We start from the raw sequence: 22,470 nt of genomic DNA on the forward strand, positions 1-22,470 counted from the left end.
TTTTGTATTCATTGTGAACTTGGTTCACTTATGTAGAAAAGTTGATTAAATCTTTGATAAACTTAATACAAATAATCAAAAGAGAGGAGCACTAAGATGAAAGTATTAGTAGCAGGTGAAATTCCACAAAAAGGATTAGATTATTTAAATCAACATTTTGATGTAGATGTATTTGAAGGCACAAAATTAATTACAAAAGAAGAATTAATCACGCGAATTAAAGACAAAGATGCATTGGTGAGTCTATTATCTACAAGTGTAGATAAAGAAATCATAGATGCTGCACCAAATTTAAAAATCATTGCCAATTATGGTGCGGGATTTAATAATATTGATTGTGACTATGCAAGACAAAAAGATATTGACGTAACAAATACACCGAAAGCGTCTACAAACGCAACAGCTGATTTAACAATGGCGATTTTGCTTGCAAGTGCACGACGTGTGGTAGAAGGTGATAAATTATGCCGTACTACAGGTTTTGATGGCTGGGCGCCTTTATTCTTTAGAGGTCGTGAAGTATCAGGGAAAACGATTGGTATTATTGGTTTAGGAGAAATTGGTCAAGCTGTGGCGAGAAGAGCAAAAGGATTTGATATGGAAATCCTTTATACAGGACCAAATCGACATGTTGATCGTGAAGAAGCGACAGGTGCGAAATATGTATCTCTTGAGACATTATTAAAAGAATCAGATTTCATTACAATCAATGCAGCCTATAAACCATCTATGGCGCATATGATTGATAAAGAGCAATTAGAAATGATGAAACCAACAGCATATTTAATCAATGCTTCACGAGGACCAGTAGTGCATGAAGCGGCATTAGCAGATGCACTAGAAAATAAAGTCATCGAAGGAGCAGCACTCGATGTTTTTGAATTCGAACCTGAAATCAATGATCGATTAAAAAAATTAGACAATGTTGTCATCACACCACATATCGGAAATGCAACATTTGAAGCAAGAGATATGATGGCTGATATCGTAACACAAAATGTATATAAGAAGTTAAATGGAGAGAAACCGGATTATGTTGTGAATGCATAATGAAATGAATGGATAAACTTCATAATGCAATACCTTATATACTTTGATATACTTAATAAAAATAATAATTAAAAACACTAGGGGAGTTTTACTGAGATTGGACATTGTCCTAAACCCTTATAACCTGTCTAGGTAATGCTAGCGTAGGGAAGTGTGCCTTTTTGGACACGACCTTATTAGGTTGTGTTTTTTTATTGGAGGAGAAAAAATGAAAAAGTTATTAGTTGGTGCAAGTTGTGCGATTTTACTTGCAGGTTGTGGTGCAAATGGCACGGATAAGAAAGCAGAAAAGAATGAAAAAGGCTTAAAAAAAGTAACGTTAATGTTAGATTGGACACCTAACACGAATCATACAGGTATTTATGTTGCGAAGGCGAAAGGTTATTTTAAAAATCATGGTTTAGATGTTGAGATTAAGACGCCTGGTGATGTGACTGCGGATCAATTGGTTGCTGCTAATAAAGTGCAATTTGGTATTTCTGCTCAAGAACAAGTGACGCAATCTCGTACTGAAGGTGTGCCAATTAAATCGATTGGTGCGATTATTCAACATAACACTTCAGGATTTATGAGTTTAAAGGATAAAAATATTAAATCTCCTAAAGACTATGAAGGTAAAACTTATGGTGGATGGGGTGCGCCAGTTGAAAAGCCAATTATTAAAGCTTTAATGGATAAAGAAAATGCTGATGTTGAGAAAACAAAAATTGTAAATATGGGTAGTAGTGATTTCTTCACAGCTTCGAAAAAGAATATTGATTTTGCGTGGGTATACTATGGTTGGACTGGTATCGAAGCGAAAACACGTAATATTGATGTGAATATGCAATATTTAATTGATTATGATAAAAAGTTAGATTATTACACACCTGTTATTATTGCGAATGAAAAATACATTAAATCAGATAAAGATACTGTAAAAGCATTTATGGCAGCTGTAAAAGAAGGTTATGAATATAGTATTAAACATGATGCAGATAGTGCGAAGATTTTAATGGATCAAGCACCAGAGTTAAAGAAACAAAAGCAATTGGTAATGGATTCTCAAAAGTATTTATCTCCAAAATATAAAGATGATGCAAAGTCTTGGGGGCTTCAACAAGAAAAAGTATGGGCAAATTATGCACAGTTTATGAAAGATAATAAAGTCATTAAAAAAGATTTCAATGCTAAAGATGCATTTACAAATGAGTTTGTGGAGGAAAAATAATGAACACGATTATGAGTATTCAAATCATTCCTAAAACAAAGACGGATGCGATTCCTTTTGTTGATGCTGCCATTCAATTGATAGAAGATTCAGGTTTGAAATATCACGTGAATCCTTTAGATACTACGGTTGAAGGTGATATGGACAGTTGTTTAAAATTGATTAAATCGATGAATGAATTAATGATTGAAAAAGGTTCGGATTATGTCATCACACAAGTGAAGTTTTTATACAGTGAACAATTTACAATGGATAATTTGACTGAGAAGCATAATGGCTAAATTTTTAAAGTTTTTAGTAACATTAATTATTGTGCTTATCATATGGGAAGGGTGTGTACGTATTTTACAGGTGGATGCGTACACATTACCTGCACCGAGTGTGATTTTTGCAACTTTTTTTAATGATTTTAATGAATATAAAGTTCATTTAATACCGACGATTCAATTGGTTATTTTAGGATTATTTTGTTCAATCATTTGTGGTGTTGTCTTTGCTCTAGTCTTACGTATATTTTCTTTTTTACATGATTTTATTTATCCTTTTTTAATTATTAGTCAGAATATCCCTGTCATTGTCATTGCACCATTATTGGTGATTTGGTTTGGCTTTGGTCTTTTACCAAAATTGATTGTCATCACACTCGTATGTTTCTTTCCGATAACGGTTAGTTTATTAGAGGGATTTGAAAGAACAGATAGAGATTTATTAAAATACATGCGTATGATGGGGGCTTCTAAACTTCAAATTTTTACGAAGTTAGAGTGGCCAAATGCTATGCCATATTTCTTTAATGGATTAAAAATTGCAGGCACATATTCTGTTATGGGCGCCATTATTTCAGAATGGATTGGTAGTGACGCAGGGCTTGGTAAATATATGATTATTTCACAACGTGCCTTTATGGTAGACCGTGTATTTGTAGCAATCATTTGGATTGTTATTTTTGCTTTACTGATTTTTTTAATCATATTGGCGCTACAAAAATTAGTGATGAGGTGGTCAAATGATTAATCAATCCGTTTTACAATTAAATCAAATAGGGCATCGTTATGATCAAACATATGTGATAAAGGATATTCATTTAAATGTACAGGATGGCTCATTTATATCTATTATTGGACCTTCAGGAAGCGGGAAAACAACGTTACTTAATATTATTGGTGGCTTATTGAAACCTACGGAAGGCCAAGTGTTATATCGTGGAAAGGATGTAAGTGGGCAAACAGGATTTGTCAGTTATATGCCACAAACGCATTCGCTAATGCCTTGGCGAACGGTTTATGACAATATTAAATTAGCTAGTGAAATTACGCATCAACAAAATGATATTGATGCATTAATTGAACGTGCAGGATTTACAGATATTAAAGATAAATTGCCTTCAGCATTGTCTGGTGGTATGAAACAACGCGTTTCATTTTTAAGAGCATTAAACAGTCAAAATGAAATATTGTTATTAGATGAGCCATTTTCCGCTTTAGATGAGCTTACTAAATTTGATATGCAACAATGGTTAAAGACCATTTTGCAAGCGACGCATAAAACGGTTATTATGATTACGCATAATATTGAAGAGGCAATTTTACTAAGTGATGAAGTTTATTTATTGAATGATAAGCCAGCTCATTTAGTACAACAATTTCATACGTCTCACATTAATGGGGTCAATACAGAATTAATAGAAATGAAAGAAACCATTCGCACATTATTATAATGGGTGAATGGTTTCTTTTTTTATGATTTATTTTTTCTTTGTAATCATCGGTTTAATGACACCGATGATTGCAGGTAGTGCAGAGATTAAAATGATTAATATTAAAACGATTTCGAAATTTTTCTTAACAAATGGAATATTTCCAAAGAAGAATCCACCTGCTAAACAGATACCTACCCATAGAATTGCACCTACAACATTGTAAGTAACGAAATATGAATATCTCATTTTTGATGCACCGGCAACGAATGGGATAAATGTTCTAATGAAAGGCATAAATCGAGCGATAACGATTGTTTTACCACCGTATTTGTTAAAGAAGTGTTCCGCTTTATCTAAGTGCTCTTTCTTAATATATTTACCGAATTTAGGGTGATTACTTACACCTAATCCAACGGCTTTCCCAATGTGATAGTTTACAGTATCGCCTAAAATTGCTGCGATTGTTAATGTTATAAATAGGACCCATATATTAAGTGCGCCTTGTGGTGCTAACGCTGCAGCAGCGAATAGCATTGAATCGCCAGGTAAAAATGGCATGATAACAAGTCCTGTTTCAATAAATACAATTGTAAAAAGAATGGCATATGTTAATGTACCATAATCCTTTACAATATTAACCAAGTGTTGGTCAATATGTAAAATAAAGTCCATAAGTTGTGAAATAATTGACATGATTTACTCCAATTCAAATTTTTTAATAATCTTTATTATTATAAGGTGAGAATATATTGGATGCAAATAATAAACCATCAATAATAGAAATATGGCATAATAGATTAAAAGGAATAAATTAGTACGAATTTTCAAATAATAGAGGTGTTTTATGAAACTGATATTAAATTACACAAAGCCATATACCGGACTTATTTTGTTCGCATTAATGTTAATGCTATTTGAGCTTGCCGTTGAACTAAGTTTGCCATATTTTTTACTTAAAATCATAAATGAAGGGATTATTCCACAACAATTTGATGTAGCAATAAGATATTTGGTGATATTAGTAGTATTAAGTGCTTTAACCTTTATTTATGGTATTCTCAATTCTTATGTTGCAAGTCATGTATGTCATTCATTTAGCTATGACTTAAGAAAGTCATTATTTGGTCATATTCAAAAATTTAGTTTATCTCAACTGGAGCAATTTAAGACGAGTAGTATTATTACAAGGTTAACAAGTGATGTCATTGCTTGTGAGATGGTGTTGTTTATGAGTTTAAGAATCATGTTACGTGCTCCGCTTCTTGTAGTCGGCAGTGTCATCATGAGTTTTGTCATTGCACCAAAGCTTGCAGTATATTTAATTATTGCAACGCCATTTTTAAGTATCTTTTTATATTTTACTGCGAAAAAAGGGATGTCAATTTTTAAAGATGTGCAGTTGGAATTGGACGGACTGAATAAAAATGTTCAACAAAATTTATCTTCAGTCCGTATGATAAAAGCTAATTTAAGTGGTGATTTTGAAACTGAGAAGTTTGATCATACAGCTAGTAAGCTTAAAGAAGATACTACGAAAGCAATGCAATTGATGGAACGCATTTTACCAACATTATTAATTGTGATGAACATTGCATTACTGATTATGATTTATATGGGCGCATTAGATGTATTAAAAGGTTTACTTGATGTAGGTGCGCTTGCAGCGGTGATTAATTATGCGTTAAGAATGCAAGGTGGATTTTCAATGTTTTCATTTATCATCATGGCTTTTTCAAGGGCAAAAGCAAGTAGTGATCGTATGGGTGAAATATTAGATACGGTTCCAGATGAAATTGTCCAATCCGAAATTAAGCAAGAAGAAATAGGCGGAAGTAGCATTTCATTTAAAGATGTGAGCTTTCATTATCCACTTTCGGAACATAATGTGCTACACCACGTATCTTTTGATGTAGCTGCAGGCGAGAAGTTTGTGATTATGGGGCAAACAGGATCAGGAAAATCTGCGCTATTGAGTTTAGTACCTAGAATGTATCAAGCATCTAGTGGGCAAATATTGATAAATAATCAACCAATTGAATCTTATCCTATAGAAAAATTAAGACAAATGGTAGGTTATGTACCTCAGAAAAATACTTTATTTACTGGTTCCGTACTAGAAAATATACAATTTGGTAATGCGCATGCATCGATTAAAGAGGTTGAAAAGGCAACTGAAATTGCACAAGTTTATGATAATATCATGGACTTTGATCATCAATTTGATACACGTGTAGGACAAGAAGGTGTGAATTTGTCTGGTGGTCAAAAGCAACGTATTGCAATCGCAAGAGCCATTATTAAACGACCAAGTATTCTTATTCTAGATGATTCTACCTCAGCATTGGATATTAAAACGGAATCAAAGTTGTTCGATGCATTGTCAGAATTAAGTATGACGCGCATAATCGTCACACAAAAAATTCATACAGCAAAAACTGCTGATAAAATATTACTACTAGATGAAGGACGAGTAAGTGCGATAGGTACACATGAGACTTTGATAAAAACGTCACCTTTATATAAAGCAATATGTGACTCACAGGAAGAAGGTGAAAACATTGCTTAAACAAGTATTTCAACATCCATTGCCAATCAATGTAAAAGAAATAAAAGAGAAGAAAAAGGAAAACAAACGAAATAAAGAACGTGTAAAAGATTGGAAAGTGCCAGTTAAAAGGATATGGCGACTAATGGAAGACCATCATGTTAAAATTTATTTTGTAATGTTTTTAGTATTTCTTTATGCGCTACTAGGTTTATTAGGGCCATTTATGATTGGTCGTATCATCGATAACAAAATCATGCCTAAAAAATTTGATGGACTTCTTACGGATTTGGTTATTCTGCTATTTGTCTATATTTTCACATCTCTTTTTACATACATTTCAGGGATTATGATGGCTAAAATATCGCAAGATACAATATATCGTCTTAGAAAATTACTGTTTACTAAGTTTCAAAGACTACCAATTCCATTTTTTGATAAACGTCAACATGGTGAATTGATGAGCCGCATGACCAATGATATTGATACCATTTCACAAGTATTAAATACATCATTTATACAATTCACTTCTAGTGCGATTACTTTAATTGGCACCGTGATTGTCATGTTCATGTTGAGTCCATTACTGACAGTGCTGACAATGATGGTTATTCCATTAATGATGATAGGTATGAATTGGATTACAACACGAACAGGTGCATTGTTTAAATTAAGACAACAAGCGATGGGTGAGATGAATGGTTATATAGAAGAAATTGTATCTGGACAGGCTGTCGTTAAAGTATTTTCACAAGAACAAAAAGTGATTGCAGGATTTGATGAAAAAAATAAAAACGTTTTAGATAAGAGTTATTGGGCCATTACCTATTCAGGATTTATTCCTAAAGTAATGAATTTATTAAACAACTTATCATTTACAGTTGTTGCAGCGATTGGTGCAATGCTTGCGCTAAAAGGATATGGTGTGACAGTTGGAACCATTGTTATCTTTGCAGAATATGCAAGACAATTTACGAGACCATTATCAGACTTAGCAAACCAATTTAATACCGTGTTGTCGGCATTAAGTGGTGCAGACCGTGTGTTTGCTATCATTGATGAAGATGACGAAGTGGATATTCACAATGAAAATGATCAAATGGAGATTAAAGGTCATGTCCAATTTAATGATGTGATATTTAAATACTCAGAAGATCAGGTCAAACCAACAATCGATAAAGTCACATTTGAAGTATTACAAGGGGAATCACTTGCATTAGTCGGTGCAACCGGTGCAGGAAAAACAACCATCGTACAATTATTAGCACGTTTTTATGAAATACAAGGCGGAGCAATTAAAATAGACGGTTTATCAATAGATCAAATCAACAAATCAACATTACGAAATCAAATGGCCTACGTATTGCAAGATCCATTGATATTTGATGGAACAATTCGTGACAATATCAAATATAGAAATACTCATGTTTCCGACGAAGTAATGATACAAGCAGCAAAAGATGCGAATGCATATGATTTTATCATGAAATTACCAGAAGGATTTGATACAGAAATCAGTTTTGAATCTACGCACTTATCACAAGGTGAAAAACAATTGATAAATATTGCGAGGGCATTAATATTAAACCCTAAAATATTATTATTAGACGAAGCAACAAGTAATATTGATACAGTAACAGAAATGAAATTACAAGAAGCAATTGAAAAATTAATGAAAAACAGAACATCCATCATCATTGCACATCGCCTAAATACAGTTAAGAAAGCAGATAAAATCGTCGTATTAGAAAAAGGTAAAATGATAGAATACGGCTATCAAACAGAACTCATCGTTCAAAAAGGCATTTATTATGAAATGTTACATTCAGGAAATGAGGAACTTTTGGAGTAGGTCATGATTAGAAGACAGGTGAAAACCTGTCTTCTTTTGTGCGATATGTCACAGAAAAAATGTATTTCAATTGGTAATCTATGATAAAAAAGGGTGGATGATATGTTAATTGCAAGTTTTGGCGCTTTACTAATAATTTTATTCAGTGCAACAGGTACATTTATCATTTGGAACTTCTTTAAAAAATTAGAAGAATGATAGATGAACTAACTACGGTGATAAAAAGCAAATATCACCGTAGATTATCATGTTCAGAGAAATATCTGTCCAACTACGGTGATAAAAAGCAAATATCACCGTAGATTATCATGTTCAGAGAAATATCTGTCCAACTACGGTGATAAAAAGAAAATATCACCGTAGATTATCATGTTCAGCGAAATATGAGGCCAACTACGGTGATAAAAAGAAAATATCACCGTAGATTATTATGTTCAGCGAAATTTGCAGACAACAACGGTGATAAAAAGTAAATATCGCCACAGATTACTGCTCTTACGCAATATATAGATTGAACTATAGCGATAAAAGAAAAATATCGCCACAGAATTCCGTTCATAATCAATATATAGGCCAAAGTATAGCGATAAAAAGCAAATATCGCTTTTTTATTTTGCAAGATTTAATGAAGTTTCCCCGCAATTTCAATCAAATCAGAATGATTACGGTATGTTAATATGGTTTTCAAGGAGATGATTTTATGAATTCAAATTGGAAATCAAATTTAAGTATGAGTGCAATTATAATGACGAGTGCACTTTTGTTTACAGCTTGTGATGATAATACTTCTGAAAAGGCTGCACCTAAATCGTCTGATGATGGTGTTAAGAAGTATGATTTAGTTTATGCTGAGGTATTAAATAATGGTGATGATGAAACGATGTCTATGGAAGTGGGCTTTAAAAACAATAAAACTGTTAAGTCGAAACGATTTGATACTGAAAATGTAGTGGAACATATCTTAAAGGATCAAAAAGAGAAACCTTATGTAATGATTGATGGTGAAGAAGTTCATATTTTTAGACATCCATACGTTGTTTATGATCAAGAAGATGGTTATGATACTACAGTTGAAGATAAAGCTGTAGTGAAGTAGGTGCTGTTATGAATAGATTTTCTAAAAATTTTACTATTGGGTTAGCAGCGACTGTAATCATGTTTCCTATAATTCAAGGTGAAACTTTAGCGGTAGGTAGTTCGGGTCATTCGAGTGGAAGCCATAGTTCTAGTCATAGTTCAAGTACATCAAGCGCTAAATCGACTTCATCTTCTAGTGCTCAAGTTGCTTCTAGGATTAATTCTATGAGTCGATTGAATACAACTTCTAGAATGAATCAATCTTCTAAAGTGCAAGCAAATGCCCAACGTGCTACTGTGAATAGTTTATTAAAGCCAACTGCGAAACAAGTTGGTAATACGAAACAATTAAAAACTGCACAAACACAGTATTACAATCATTTTCTCTATTATGGACATAGTTATCATCATTACAGTACGAATGAACAGTTACAAATTTTAAAGCAATTATCTAGTCAAACTGTATATGTTATTTATGTAAAGCATAATGGTGTTCGTAGAATGTATGCAGTGAGTGAGTCACTTTATTCACAAATCAATAAAGGTGATCAAGTACATATTGAAAATGGAAAGGTTACATTAAAGAAACATGTTTAAACGCATGTTTCTTTTTTTACTTTACAAATCTGTACATACTGTGTATATTGTATATATACAGTATAACAACTATTAGTGAGGTGATAGATTGAATATTCATTTAGATCCAAAAAGTGATCAACCTATTTATGAACAATTAAAGTCTGAAATTATTCGATTAATTATGTCTAAACAATTGAAAGAGGGCGCTTCTTTGTTATCCATGAGGGCATTAGCAAAAGAATTGAATATTAGTGTGATTACAACTAAGAGAGCTTATAAAGATTTAGAGGATTTAGGTTATTTATATACGATTCCAGGCAAAGGGACATTTGTTTCAGAAGGTAATATCGCAATGATTGAAGAACAATCATTAAAAGAACTTGAAACGATGTTAAGTAATACGATTAAACTTTCTAAACAGCAAAATATTAATCAAAATGAATTGATTGAAATGTTGCAATTATTATGGGAGGAATCTTAATGGAAAACGTGATTAAAATTAATGATTTGAAATATGCACAAGGGGATTTTCAATTGTTAATTGATGAACTTAATATACCAAAAGGATACATTACTGGATTGATTGGCGAAAACGGTGCGGGAAAAACGACGTTGATTTATCAATTGTTAAATATAACTTCACCTCATTCGGGGTCGATTAAAGTATTTGATAAAACTTACCAAGAAGATCGAAAAGGTATCTTAAGTGATATCGGTGTTGTTTATAGTGAAAACCATTATCCTGAATGGATGAACGCGAAGAAGTTATCAAAGTTGATGCAGTTGTATTATGCCAATTTCAATGAAGCAACATTTATTCAATATTTAAGTCAATTTGAAGTACCTACCCATATTAAAATAAAAAACATGTCTCAAGGGATGAAAGTAAAACTTAGCTTAGCTGTTGCACTGAGTCATGATGCTAAATTACTGATATTAGACGAGCCTACTTCAAACTTAGATCCAACGTTTAGAGTGGCGTTATTAAAAATTTTTCAAGAGCTGATGTTAGACGAAAATAAGACAATATTATTTAGTACACACATTACTTCAGATTTAGAAGCGATTGCTGACTATATAGCATACATTCAAAAAGGGTCTTTATTATTTATGGAAGAGAAAGATGTCATTTTAGATTCATATCGTGTTGTAAAAGGAGAAACACATTTGTTAGATGATGAGGTCAAGTCATTATTAATCGGTATCGAATCTGAACACGGATTATTTACAGGATTAACAGTAGATGCAAAAACTTTTCATGAGTTATTTGGCAATCAAGTGAGTATTCGTCATGCCAATATTGATGAAATCATGTATTTCAAAAAGAGGGAGCGATTGCATCATGAAAAATCACTTTAAATTAATATGGCAATTGAATCCATGGAACAAATATATACTGCCGCTAATTATCATATTCATTATTACTAATAGTATTTTTATGATCACCATTTCAGAAAAAGCAAGTTTTGGAAGCCCTTTTAATTTGATGCTCTATTTATTACTATTACTAAATATTATGTTATTTAGAAGTTCATTAGATAAGAATAAAACATCCTTAACCTATCATATTTTTCCAGAACGTACTCACCAAATGTTCAAAACTGAATGGTATTATATGTTGCTTTTACATATCTTTTTTTTAGTATTCAAATGTTATGAACTTCTTGCGCAACATATACCCCAAGTAAGTATTAGTGTTTTATATATCATATCGTATTCCATCTTTATGAATACGATATTTATAACACTTATTTACATGAAAACGACAAAATTCATAAGAGTATTTCAAATTTGCCATGGCTTAGGTTTATATATTATTGCATTATTCATTTATAAACCTATAGAAAATATGATTTTATTACATAAAGTTTCTTTTAAGTCATTTTACGTTTCGATTTTACCGGTAATTATCTTTTTTGTAGTGATGTTGATTTGCTATATCATGATTCATTTTACTTCTACAAAGTTAGTCAAAAGAGCGTAATGAAAAGGGGTGATTTGATGAAATTTTTAAAGTTAGATTTACGACTTATGAAATGGATGATGGTTGTTTTACTCATTTCTATAATTATGGCGTTTTTAATGAAATGGGCGAGTGGTGGTGATAATTATTCATATATTACTATTAATACATTATCATTTTCGTTTGCAGATACCTTTATGATAATTTTTATTATCTTTACAACAAATTTTTACATTTCTATCTATGCTCAAAAAGACCAATTAAAAATTGATCCGTTTATTAAATCATTACCATACATGAAAAAAGAGAAACTATTGTATGATATAAGTTTTGTTACATTAACTCATTTGATTGTCATTTTGATTTCAGTATTGTACTGTAGCTTCTATGATGAATGGTATAAATTATTTTCAATGATTATGATTATTGGTACACAATTAATTATCAACGTTTGTAGTTTCTATTTGAATTGTTATCAAAAATCAAAGAGAACATGGCTAGGTGTTATTGGTGGTATTTTAGGTTTCATCATCATTACATTTCATTTTATTGGGATTGTTAATGATCATTTCGGTAAGGTTGATTTATCTGAATATCATTTTTTACTCTATCAATTACCATTAGTAGTCATAGTTTTAGGTTTTATCATGATAGTAATCACATATTTTTACTACAAAAAAATAGGATTTCACTTATATAAAAATTAGCAATTTAACTATTCATCATTCTAGCCATACCTTTTATTCAAACTTTTAAGGTATGGCTATATTTTGTCTAAAATTATCTCAAGTAAAAATGCTTTGAAAATCTATCTTTAAACCTTTATACTATAAAGATGATATTGTATAGAATGGGGTTAGTATGTAATGAATGAAGAAGGTCGTATTCAAGGGTCTGGTGCGAAGGTTTCACCTACGCCTGAGAAAGATTATAGTAAATACTTTGAACATGTGTATCAAGGGCCAAATTTAAAAGAAGCCAAAAAACGTGGTAAAGAAGATGTTAAATACCACAATGATTTTAAAATAGAAGAAAAATATCGTGGTTTAGGTCGTGGTCGTAAGTTCTACATCCGTACTTACGGTTGCCAAATGAATGAGCACGATACTGAAGTAATGGCGGGTATTTTAGAAGCACTAGAATATGAGTCGACAAATGATGTTAATGAAGCGGATGTTATTTTATTAAATACGTGTGCGATTCGTGAAAATGCTGAAAATAAAGTGTTCGGTGAGATTGGTAATTTAAAACACTTAAAATTAGAAAAACCTGACATTTTAATCGGTGTATGTGGTTGTATGTCACAAGAAGAATCTGTTGTAAATAAAATCTTAAAATCATACCAAAATGTTGATATGATTTTTGGTACGCATAATATTCACCGTTTACCAGCAATTTTAGAAGAAGCTTATATGTCTAAAGCAATGGTCGTTGAAGTATGGAGTAAAGAAGGGGACGTTATTGAGAACCTTCCTAAATCAAGACTTGGTGATACGAAAGCTTGGGTTAATATTATGTATGGTTGCGATAAATTCTGTACTTACTGTATCGTTCCGTTTACACGTGGTAAAGAACGTAGTCGTATGCCAGAAGAAATCATCGCAGAAGTAAGAGACCTTGCTAGACGTGGCTATAAAGAAATTTGTTTATTAGGTCAAAACGTTAATGCTTATGGTAAAGATATTGAAGGTTTAAATTATGGATTAGGAGATTTATTAGCTGATATTCAGAAAATTGATATCCCTCGTGTTCGTTTTACAACGAGCCACCCTTGGGACTTTGATGATCGTTTAATTGAAGTCATTGCACAAGGTGGTAACATTGTGCCGCATATTCATTTACCAGTTCAAAGTGGTAACAATGAAGTATTAAAAATTATGGGTCGTAAATACACACGTGAAAGCTATTTAGAGCTTGTTGCTAAAATTAAAAAAGCAATTCCAGATGTTGCTTTAACGACTGACATCATTGTTGGTTATCCAAATGAAACTGAAGAACAATTTTTAGAAACAATTGATTTGTATGAAACGGTTGGTTTCGATCATGCTTATACTTATTTATATTCACCTCGTGAGGGTACACCTGCTGCTAAAATGAAAGACAATGTACCGATGCGTGAGAAAAAAGATCGTTTACAACGTTTAAATACAATCGTAGGACACTACACTGAAAAAGCTTTAAGTAAATTTTTAGGTGAAGAAGTCATTGTGTTATGTGAAGGTCCATCGAAGAAAAATGAAGAAATTTTAGCGGGATACACTGAAAAAAATAAACTTGTTAACTTCAAAGCACCAAAAGAAGCAATCGGTCAGCTAGTAAAAGTGAAAATTACAGAAACTAAACAATATTCTATGAATGGTGAATTTGTAGAAATACTTAAACCAGTTGGGGTGGAAAATTAATGTATACTAATGATGAAATTATCGAAAAAGCAAGAGAACTAGGTAAAATGATGGCTCAAACTGAATCAGTTGAGTTCTTTAAACGTGCTGAAGCGCAAATTCATGAAAATCAAGTTGTACGTGAAAAAATGGCATCTTTAAAATCATTACAAAAACAAGCTGTAAACTTTGAAAACTATGGCAAAGAAAAAGCTTTAGCGATGGTTGAAGAAAAAATAAATGCTGTTGAAGCGGAATTAAGTGAAATGCCTATCGTAGATCAATTTAAAGAAGCACAAGGCGAAGTAAATACATTACTTCAAATTGTTTCTCACGCAATCAGCCAAACAGTTACAGATGAAATTATCATTTCTACTGGTGGCAATGTTTTAACAGGAGAAACTGGTGCAGAAGTAAGAAATGCAGCACCAGGTTGTGGAAATTAATAAAAAGTGAAAAGTCGGTTCTAAATTGAATCGACTTTTTTAATATTAAATTAAAAAGAGAATGTTTGGGAAAAGGTGAGTAATTTGACGAAACAAACACCCATGATGCAACAATATTTACAAATGAAAGAGGAATACAAAGACTGTATTTTATTTTTTCGTTTAGGTGATTTTTATGAAATGTTTCATGATGATGCAATTTTAGCAGCAAGAGAACTAGAAATTACGTTAACGAGAAGAGATAAAAAGAATAATATTCCTATGTGTGGTGTACCGCACCATTCAGCTAAAGGTTATATTGAAAGGCTCATTGAAAAAGGATATAAAGTTGCGATTGCGGAACAAATGGAAGATCCTAAAATGACTAAAGGTATGGTTAAAAGAGAAGTCGTTCAAATTATCACACCGGGAACGGTAATGGACGATATGATTTGCGAAACGGATGCTAACTATATTGTTTCTATTTATCATGATTTAAATGATTATAGCATTGCATATAGTGATGTCTCTACTGGTGAGTTAAAGGTAACGACTTGTAATTTAGAATATGTATTGAATGAGCTTTCAAATATTAAACCTCGCGAAATCATATTAAATCAACCAGTTAGTGATTTGATTCATCAAAGTATGAAATATATCACAGAAGTGATTTCTATCCATGAATCAAGTGATGTATATCATCAAGCAAGCCAATTAAGCGGTCAACAATACCATGCAGTCAATTTATTATTAAGTTATGTGCAACAAGTTCAAAAGCGTGATTTAAGTCATATTGATGAAGCCATTCAATATGAAACAAAGCAATACATGCAGCTTGATATGTATGCGAAAAGAAATTTAGAATTAACGGAATCTATTCGTTTAAAAAACAAAAAAGGAACATTGTTGTCTATTTTCAAAGAATGTAAAACACCAATGGGACATCGCAAATTAAAGGAATGGATTGAGCGTCCACTTATTAATGAGACACAGATTAATGCACGATTACAAATCGTTAACACATTAAATGAAGCTTTTATGATGCGCCATGCACTTCGTGAAGCGTTAGAATCAGTATATGATATTGAACGATTAGTTGGACGTGTACAATTTGGCAACGTAAATGGTAAAGATTTAATTCAACTAAAATATTCACTACAACAGTTGCCAATATTAAAATCTTTACTTGAACCTTATGAAAATATCATTCCAAACTTACAAAACATTGAAAAATTACAACCATTAACGGATTTATTAGAATCGAGTTTAAATGAAACGCAATCGATGTCTATTCGTGAAGGAAATTTATTTAAGGATGGCTTTAATGCTACGTTAGATGAATATCGAGATGCATCAAGAAATGGTAAGCATTGGCTGGCTGCCTTACAAACAAAAGAACGTGAAAGAACGGGCGTTAAATCTTTAAAAATCAGTTACAATAAAGTGTTTGGTTATTATATAGAAGTATCGAAAGTCAATCTAGCGTCTATTGATGTTACGAAATTTGGATATGAACGTAAACAAACATTAAGTAATGCAGAGCGTTTTATCACAGATGAATTAAAAGAAAAAGAAAGTATAATTTTAGGTGCAGAAGAAAAAGCTTTAGAACTTGAATATCAACTGTTCTTAAAATTACGAGATGAAGTTAGCAAATACATTCCAAACCTTAAACATCAAGCAAAACAAATTGCTGAATTGGACTGTTTACAAAACTTTAGTGAAGTTGCAACGAATCACCAATACGTGATGCCGAAAATTTCAAAATCAAGAACGTTACATTTAAAAGATGCACGCCATCCGGTTGTGGAAACCGTCATGGATAAAGATCAATATGTAGAAAACGATTGTTTACTTGATGATATGAATTTTATATATTTAATTACCGGACCGAATATGAGTGGGAAGAGTACTTACATGCGTCAAGTGGCGTTAATCAGTATTATGATGCAAATGGGGTCATTTGTACCTTGTAGTGAAGCTGAATTGCCAATCTTTGATCAAATCTTTACACGTATTGGTGCAGCAGATGATTTAGTATCGGGTCAAAGTACATTTATGGTTGAAATGTTAGAAGCCAAAAATGCACTAACGAATGCAACTGAAAATAGTTTAATTATATTTGATGAAATTGGACGTGGAACAAGTACATATGATGGATTAAGTTTGGCACAAGCGATGATTGAATATGTACATAATGAAATTAATGCTAAAACGTTATTCTCAACACATTATCATGAATTGGTTGATTTAGAGAACCAATTGATGGGCTTATCGAATGTACATGTTGCTGCAAAAGAACATGATGGACAATTAATTTTCTTACATAAAGTGTTACCAGGTGCGGTGGAACACAGTTACGGTATTCATGTAGCAAATTTAGCAGCATTGCCAAGTGGTATTATTGACCGTGCAAAAGTATTATTAAAGCAGTTTGAAAATCATCATCAAGAAACAATGAATCAAATCGATTCAGAAACCAATCATGTTAATAAAAATATAAATTATACTGATAACAACAAACAGCAACAAGTGATACAACCCGCATTTGATTTATTTAATGAACCATCAATAATAGAACAAACTTTAAAAGAGATTGATGTTGATGGCTTAACTGCTAGAGAAGCATTAAATGTATTATATAATTTAAAAGCGAAATTAAAGTAGGTGAGTATTTGGGTAAAATTAAAACATTAAGTGCCGCACTCAGTAATAAAATTGCAGCAGGAGAAGTGATTGAAAGACCACAATCTGTTGTAAAAGAACTGGTTGAAAATGCAATTGATGCAGGTAGTACTAGCATTACTATTGAAGTTAAAGAAGCAGGATTACAACAAATCAAAGTGATTGATAATGGTTCTGGTATTGAAGAAGATGATTTAGCATTGATGTTTGAACGTCATGCGACAAGTAAAATTAATGATACACGTGATTTATTTCATATTAGAACGCTTGGTTTCCGTGGAGAAGCATTGGCCTCAATAGCATCTGTAAGTAAAGTAACTGCAATTACATGTACGGATAAAATTAGTGGGCATATGATTCGTGTTGAAAATTCAAAAATTATTGAACAAAAACCTGCTAAAGCGAGAAAAGGTACTGAAATCATTGTTGATTCATTATTTTATAACACACCAGCAAGATTAAAATACGTGAAAAGTTTACAGACTGAACTCGGTAAAATCACTGATATCATCAATCGTTATATTTTAAGTTTCCCAGAAATCAAATTCACTCTAATCAGTGATGATAAAGAAATTGTCGCATCACATGGTAACAATAATCATTTGGCTGCAATGAAACAAGTTTACGGCATGAATATTGTTAAAGATGCTGTTGAAATACATGGCGAAACAGGTGACTACACCGTCGATGGCATCGTGATAAAACCTGTTCATTCAAGAGCAAATCGACATTATATCTCTATTTTTATTAATGGTAGATATATTAAGAACTTTATGTTAAACAAGGCGATTATGGCTGGCTATCACACATTGATGAATGTTGGTAGATATCCCATTGTAAATTTACGTATTCAAATGGATCCCAATTTAGTAGATGTGAATGTACATCCAACAAAGCAAGAAGTGAGATTATCAAAAGAGCCTGAATTAATGCAGCTTATTGAAAAGCTTATCCATGATGCATTATGGCAAGAAAATTTAATTCCTGTTGTTGAAACAAAACCTAAAGAAAAACTTAAAGTAGAACAGCCACAATTTGATTATTTTGAACAAATGACTACTCAATCGGCTCAATCGATATTAAAAGAAGAGTCAAATAATGATAAAGAACAAAGTATATTAAACAATAATCAAACTTACTCATTTAATAATCAAAATGATAAAGTGATAGAATCAAATGTACAATATGATGTTCAACAAAAACTTAATGATGAATTTACATCACCGCCAGTCATTGAAATTGAAGAGCGTATCGTAGAAGATAAACAACAGTTAAATGATGAACATGAGCAAGTGGATGTTAAAAATGACGAGTATTCACCTATTGTAGAAAATGAACATCCAAAACGTCACTTGCCTTTTCTTGAAGTTGTTGGCCAAGTCCATGGTACATATATTATTTGTCAAAATGATACAGGTATGTTTATGATTGATCAACATGCGGCTCAAGAACGTATTAAATATGAATTCTTTAAACACCGTATCGGGGAAGTTACACATGAATTACAATCATTGCTATTTCCGATTACGTTGCAATTTACAAGTGATGAAGCATTTGTTTTACCAACAATCACAAATCATTTACAATCAATTGGAATTGAATTAGAACATTTTGGTGGTAATGATTATATAGTCAATGAAGTACCTGTATGGTTTCCAGAAGATGCTAAGTCGACTTTAGAAGATTTAATAGAATATATTAAGACGCATCGAAAAGTGGATTTAAATCAATTTAGAGAAGAAACTGCCATCATGATGAGTTGTAAAAAATCTATTAAAGCAAATCATTATTTAACGAAGGAGGATATGACACGTTTAATTAAAGAACTGAGTGAGACGAATGAACCTTATACTTGCCCACATGGCAGACCGATTACCATTCAGTTTACCAATTACGAGTTAGAGAAATTATTTAAACGTGTGATGTAATGAGACATTATGATTATTCCTGCGATTCGAAATATGAAAGATTTAGAGAAATTCGTTAAAACAAAATATGATGTTTGCTTTATTTTAGATATACATATAGGTCATTTAACACATTTCTTGGATTTGGTGAAATTACATCAAAAGCGCGCTTATATTCATGTTGATTTAATAAAAGGATTATCAACTGATGAAGCGGCATGTGAATATTTGATTCAGAAATATAAACCAGAAGGTATCGTTACAACCAAACCTAAACTGATTAAAAAAGCAAAAAGACTTAATGTTAAAACCGTCTTAAGAACATTTATTTTAGATTCCAATGCATATGAAAAAAGCAAAATATTTATTGCCCAATCAGAACCGGATTTTGTTGAAATGTTGCCGGGTATTGCATATAAAGTGGTCGAGAGGCTAAATGAAGAACATCATAACATTATTGCAGGTGGGCTCATTGAAACTGAACAAGAAGTCAATGATGCTATTAAAGCGGGTGCAAAATTTGTTACTACAAGTAATACTTCACTATGGCAATCGTTTGAAGTGAAAAATTAATTGACAGCGTTTTCAGATTATTATATATTTATAACAAGTTGATAAAAAGAGTGAATTAGAGACCCTTACTAAGTAAAGTTTAGGGTCTCTTTTTGTCTTTTTGTGCTTAATTTTCATTATGAAGGAGTGTATTTATGAGTCATTTTTTAGGGGAGTTAGTTGGTACAGCCATTTTAATTTTATTTGGTTGTGGGGTTAATGCTAACGTAAATTTAAAAGGATCTTATGCTAAAGGAAGTGACTGGATTGTTGTTGCTTTAGGATGGGGACTTGCTGTAGTTATGGGTGTATATGCAGTTGGTAGTATTACAGGAGCACATTTAAATCCAGCGGTTACAATTGGTATGGCTGTAGATGGTAGTTTACCATGGAAAGAAGTAGTGCCATATATTGCGGGTCAAATGATTGGTGGTATTATTGGTGCGATATTAGTATGGTTCCAATTTATGCCACACTTTAAAGAAGAATCAGATCCTGGTACTAAATTAGGTTTATTTGCAACTGGACCAGCTTATCCAAACTATGTATCAAACTTTGTTTCAGAAGTGATTGGAACGGCAATATTATTAATGGGCTTATTATTCATTGGTGGTAATAAATTCTCTGATGGATTAAATCCATTAGTTGTAGGTGGTTTAATCGTAGCAATTGGTTTAAGTTTAGGTGGTACAACAGGTTATGCGATTAACCCTGCACGTGACTGGGGTCCTCGTATTGCGCATACAATCTTACCGATTCCGGGTAAAGGTGGTTCTAATTGGAAGTATGCAATTGTCCCAATGTTAGGACCGATCGTAGGTGCAATTTTCGGTACAACTTTATTCCACGTATTATTTAAAGGTGACCAAATTGGTATGTTCATCGTATCTATCGTATTAGTAGCTGCATTACTTGTATTAGGTGCAGTTTTAAATAAAGCAGTTTTAAAAGGGAATCAAACGAAATTAATTTAATTTTAAGGGGTGTATTTCATGGAAAAGTATATTTTAAGTATTGACCAAGGAACGACAAGTACACGTGCAATGTTATTTAACAAAGACGGAGAAATTAAGGGTGTGGCACAAAGAGAATTCACACAACATTTTCCGCAATCTGGTTGGGTTGAACATGACGCGAATGAAATTTGGTCTACTGTATTATCATGTTTAGCGACAGTATTAACTGAAGCGGATATTAAAGCAGAACAAATTGCAGGGATTGGGATTACAAACCAACGTGAAACAGCAGTTGTTTGGGATAAAAATACTGAAAAACCAATTTATCATGCGATAGTATGGCAATCACGCCAAACACAAGGCATTTGCAATGACTTAAAAGAAAAAGGACTTGAACAAGAATTTAGAGATAAAACAGGATTATTATTAGATCCTTATTTCTCAGGAACAAAAGTAAAATGGATTCTAGATAATGTTGACGGTGCTCGTGAAAAAGCAGAAAACGGGGACTTATTATTTGGAACAATTGATTCATGGCTTGTTTGGAAACTTTCTGGTGGTAAAGCACACGTTACAGATTACTCAAATGCAAGCCGTACATTAATGTATAACATTTACGATTTAAAATGGGATGAAAAATTATTAGAATACTTAACAGTACCAAGTTCAATGTTACCTGAAGTTAAACCATCAAGTGAAGTTTATGCACATACTGTATCACATCACTTCTTTGGCCAAGAAGTACCAATTGCAGGTATTGCGGGTGACCAACAAGCTGCATTATTTGGACAAGCTTGCTTTAACGAAGGTGAAGCGAAAAATACATATGGTACTGGTTGCTTCATGTTAATGAATACTGGCGAAAAAGCAGTAAAATCTGAATCAGGGTTATTAACAACTTTAGCTTATGGTTTAGATGGCAAAGTAAATTATGCATTAGAAGGTTCAATTTTCGTTGCAGGTAGTGCTATTCAATGGTTACGTGATGGTATGCGTATGGTGAAAGATGCACCGCAATCAGAATCTTATGCAACACGCGTTGAATCAACTGATGGTGTGTACGTTGTACCAGCATTTGTTGGTTTAGGTACACCTTATTGGGATTCTGAAGCACGTGGGGCTGTATTTGGAATTACACGTGGTACAGAAAAAGAACATTTTATTCGTGCAACTTTAGAATCATTAGCTTATCAAACACGTGATGTGTTAGATGCGATGGAAAAAGATTCAGGCATCGAATTAAAAACGTTACGTGTAGATGGTGGTGCAGTTAAGAATAACTTCTTAATGCAATTCCAATCAGATATTCTAAACGTACCTGTTGAACGCCCAGAAATTAATGAAACAACTGCACTTGGTGCTGCATATTTAGCAGGTCTTGCAGTTGGATATTGGGATTCTAAAGACGAAATTAAAAATCGTTGGCAATTAGAAAAACAATTCGATCCATCTATGGATGAATCAACACGTGAAGATTTATATGAAGGATGGCAAGTCGCAGTGAAAGCGACACAAGCTTTCAAGCGTAAATAGTTGTAAATAGCTATCATTATGATACAATAAAAATAAGTTAATATTTTAGAGCATAG

General features: G+C 32.4%; 20 protein-coding genes and 1 riboswitch. Of the genes, 19 read left to right on the forward strand and 1 reads right to left on the reverse strand.

Translation table 11 applies throughout. The features are described 5' to 3' along the window. The first annotated feature begins 96 nt into the window (after nucleotides 1-96). From ER639_RS01540 to ER639_RS01560, 5 genes are all read left to right on the forward strand, one after another. Entirely contained in the window at nucleotides 97-1,050 is a 954-nt protein-coding gene (locus ER639_RS01540) for a 2-hydroxyacid dehydrogenase family protein (RefSeq protein WP_129063988.1), read from the forward strand. Between the two features lie 69 nt (nucleotides 1,051-1,119). Beyond that, nucleotides 1,120-1,217, forward strand: a riboswitch (TPP riboswitch). A 41-nt stretch (nucleotides 1,218-1,258) separates the two neighbouring features. Continuing rightward, the gene (locus tag ER639_RS01545) at nucleotides 1,259-2,260 is read left to right on the forward strand and encodes an ABC transporter substrate-binding protein (RefSeq protein WP_129063989.1); all 1,002 of its coding nucleotides are present in this window, start codon (nucleotides 1,259-1,261) and stop codon (nucleotides 2,258-2,260) included. Beyond that, a complete protein-coding gene (locus ER639_RS01550) occupies nucleotides 2,260-2,541 on the forward strand; it encodes a thiamine-binding protein (protein WP_483306219.1) in 282 nt (93 codons plus the stop codon). The genes ER639_RS01545 and ER639_RS01550 overlap by 1 nt, the downstream gene beginning before the upstream one ends. Next, nucleotides 2,534-3,274 carry an ABC transporter permease gene (locus ER639_RS01555; protein WP_129063991.1) on the forward strand — a complete coding sequence of 247 codons (741 nt, stop codon included), beginning with the start codon at nucleotides 2,534-2,536 and terminating at the stop codon, nucleotides 3,272-3,274. The genes ER639_RS01550 and ER639_RS01555 overlap by 8 nt, the downstream gene beginning before the upstream one ends. Further along, entirely contained in the window at nucleotides 3,267-3,977 is a 711-nt protein-coding gene (locus ER639_RS01560) for an ABC transporter ATP-binding protein (RefSeq protein WP_129063992.1), read from the forward strand. The genes ER639_RS01555 and ER639_RS01560 overlap by 8 nt, the downstream gene beginning before the upstream one ends. Nucleotides 3,978-4,004: 27 nt before the next feature. Here ER639_RS01560 and ER639_RS01565 read toward each other — a convergent pair whose 3' ends face one another. Then, nucleotides 4,005-4,652: a VTT domain-containing protein gene (locus ER639_RS01565; protein WP_129063993.1), complete on the reverse strand. Its 648-nt coding sequence runs from the start codon at nucleotides 4,650-4,652 to the stop codon at nucleotides 4,005-4,007. Nucleotides 4,653-4,803: 151 nt separating this feature from the next. Between ER639_RS01565 and ER639_RS01570 the strand changes: the two genes are divergently transcribed. The 14 genes from ER639_RS01570 (at nucleotide 4,804) to glpK (ending at nucleotide 22,414) form a co-directional block, all read left to right on the forward strand. Then, nucleotides 4,804-6,525, forward strand: a complete 1,722-nt coding sequence (locus ER639_RS01570; protein WP_129063994.1) for an ABC transporter ATP-binding protein — start codon at nucleotides 4,804-4,806, stop codon at nucleotides 6,523-6,525. Next, on the forward strand, nucleotides 6,509-8,356 hold the full coding sequence (locus tag ER639_RS01575) for an ABC transporter ATP-binding protein (RefSeq protein WP_129063995.1): 1,848 nt from the start codon (nucleotides 6,509-6,511) through the stop codon (nucleotides 8,354-8,356). The genes ER639_RS01570 and ER639_RS01575 overlap by 17 nt, the downstream gene beginning before the upstream one ends. A gap of 700 nt (nucleotides 8,357-9,056) precedes the next feature. Next, a complete protein-coding gene (locus tag ER639_RS01580) occupies nucleotides 9,057-9,452 on the forward strand; it encodes a hypothetical protein (RefSeq protein ID WP_129063996.1) in 396 nt (131 codons plus the stop codon). Nucleotides 9,453-9,460: 8 nt separating this feature from the next. Continuing rightward, nucleotides 9,461-10,030: a hypothetical protein gene (locus tag ER639_RS01585; RefSeq protein WP_129063997.1), complete on the forward strand. Its 570-nt coding sequence runs from the start codon at nucleotides 9,461-9,463 to the stop codon at nucleotides 10,028-10,030. 88 nt (nucleotides 10,031-10,118) lie between these two features. After that, nucleotides 10,119-10,493, forward strand: coding sequence for a GntR family transcriptional regulator (locus ER639_RS01590; RefSeq protein ID WP_129063998.1), 375 nt, complete (start codon nucleotides 10,119-10,121; stop codon nucleotides 10,491-10,493). Further along, complete coding sequence (locus tag ER639_RS01595; RefSeq protein ID WP_164993319.1) at nucleotides 10,493-11,371, forward strand: ABC transporter ATP-binding protein; 879 nt, start codon at nucleotides 10,493-10,495, stop codon at nucleotides 11,369-11,371. Before ER639_RS01590 ends, ER639_RS01595 begins: the two co-directional genes overlap by 1 nt. 642 nt (nucleotides 11,372-12,013) lie before the next feature. Then, nucleotides 12,014-12,682, forward strand: a complete 669-nt coding sequence (locus ER639_RS01600) for a hypothetical protein (protein WP_129064000.1) — start codon at nucleotides 12,014-12,016, stop codon at nucleotides 12,680-12,682. Between the two features lie 159 nt (nucleotides 12,683-12,841). Next, nucleotides 12,842-14,377: a tRNA (N6-isopentenyl adenosine(37)-C2)-methylthiotransferase MiaB gene (gene miaB / locus ER639_RS01605; RefSeq protein WP_129064001.1), complete on the forward strand. Its 1,536-nt coding sequence runs from the start codon at nucleotides 12,842-12,844 to the stop codon at nucleotides 14,375-14,377. Beyond that, nucleotides 14,377-14,802, forward strand: coding sequence for a YlbF/YmcA family competence regulator (locus ER639_RS01610; protein ID WP_129064002.1), 426 nt, complete (start codon nucleotides 14,377-14,379; stop codon nucleotides 14,800-14,802). The genes miaB and ER639_RS01610 overlap by 1 nt, the downstream gene beginning before the upstream one ends. 84 nt (nucleotides 14,803-14,886) lie before the next feature. Further along, entirely contained in the window at nucleotides 14,887-17,448 is a 2,562-nt protein-coding gene (gene mutS / locus ER639_RS01615; protein ID WP_129064003.1) for a DNA mismatch repair protein MutS, read from the forward strand. A gap of 8 nt (nucleotides 17,449-17,456) precedes the next feature. After that, complete coding sequence (gene mutL / locus ER639_RS01620) at nucleotides 17,457-19,394, forward strand: DNA mismatch repair endonuclease MutL (protein ID WP_129064004.1); 1,938 nt, start codon at nucleotides 17,457-17,459, stop codon at nucleotides 19,392-19,394. Nucleotides 19,395-19,403: 9 nt separating this feature from the next. Continuing rightward, nucleotides 19,404-19,946, forward strand: coding sequence for a glycerol-3-phosphate responsive antiterminator (locus ER639_RS01625; protein WP_129064005.1), 543 nt, complete (start codon nucleotides 19,404-19,406; stop codon nucleotides 19,944-19,946). A gap of 134 nt (nucleotides 19,947-20,080) precedes the next feature. Then, complete coding sequence (locus ER639_RS01630; protein ID WP_129064006.1) at nucleotides 20,081-20,899, forward strand: MIP/aquaporin family protein; 819 nt, start codon at nucleotides 20,081-20,083, stop codon at nucleotides 20,897-20,899. Between the two features lie 18 nt (nucleotides 20,900-20,917). After that, nucleotides 20,918-22,414, forward strand: a complete 1,497-nt coding sequence (glpK, locus tag ER639_RS01635; protein ID WP_129064007.1) for a glycerol kinase GlpK — start codon at nucleotides 20,918-20,920, stop codon at nucleotides 22,412-22,414. Nucleotides 22,415-22,470 lie beyond the last annotated feature (56 nt).

It is taken from the genome of Macrococcus sp. DPC7161 (assembly GCF_004117835.1).
Classification (GTDB): domain Bacteria; phylum Bacillota; class Bacilli; order Staphylococcales; family Staphylococcaceae; genus SDSC01.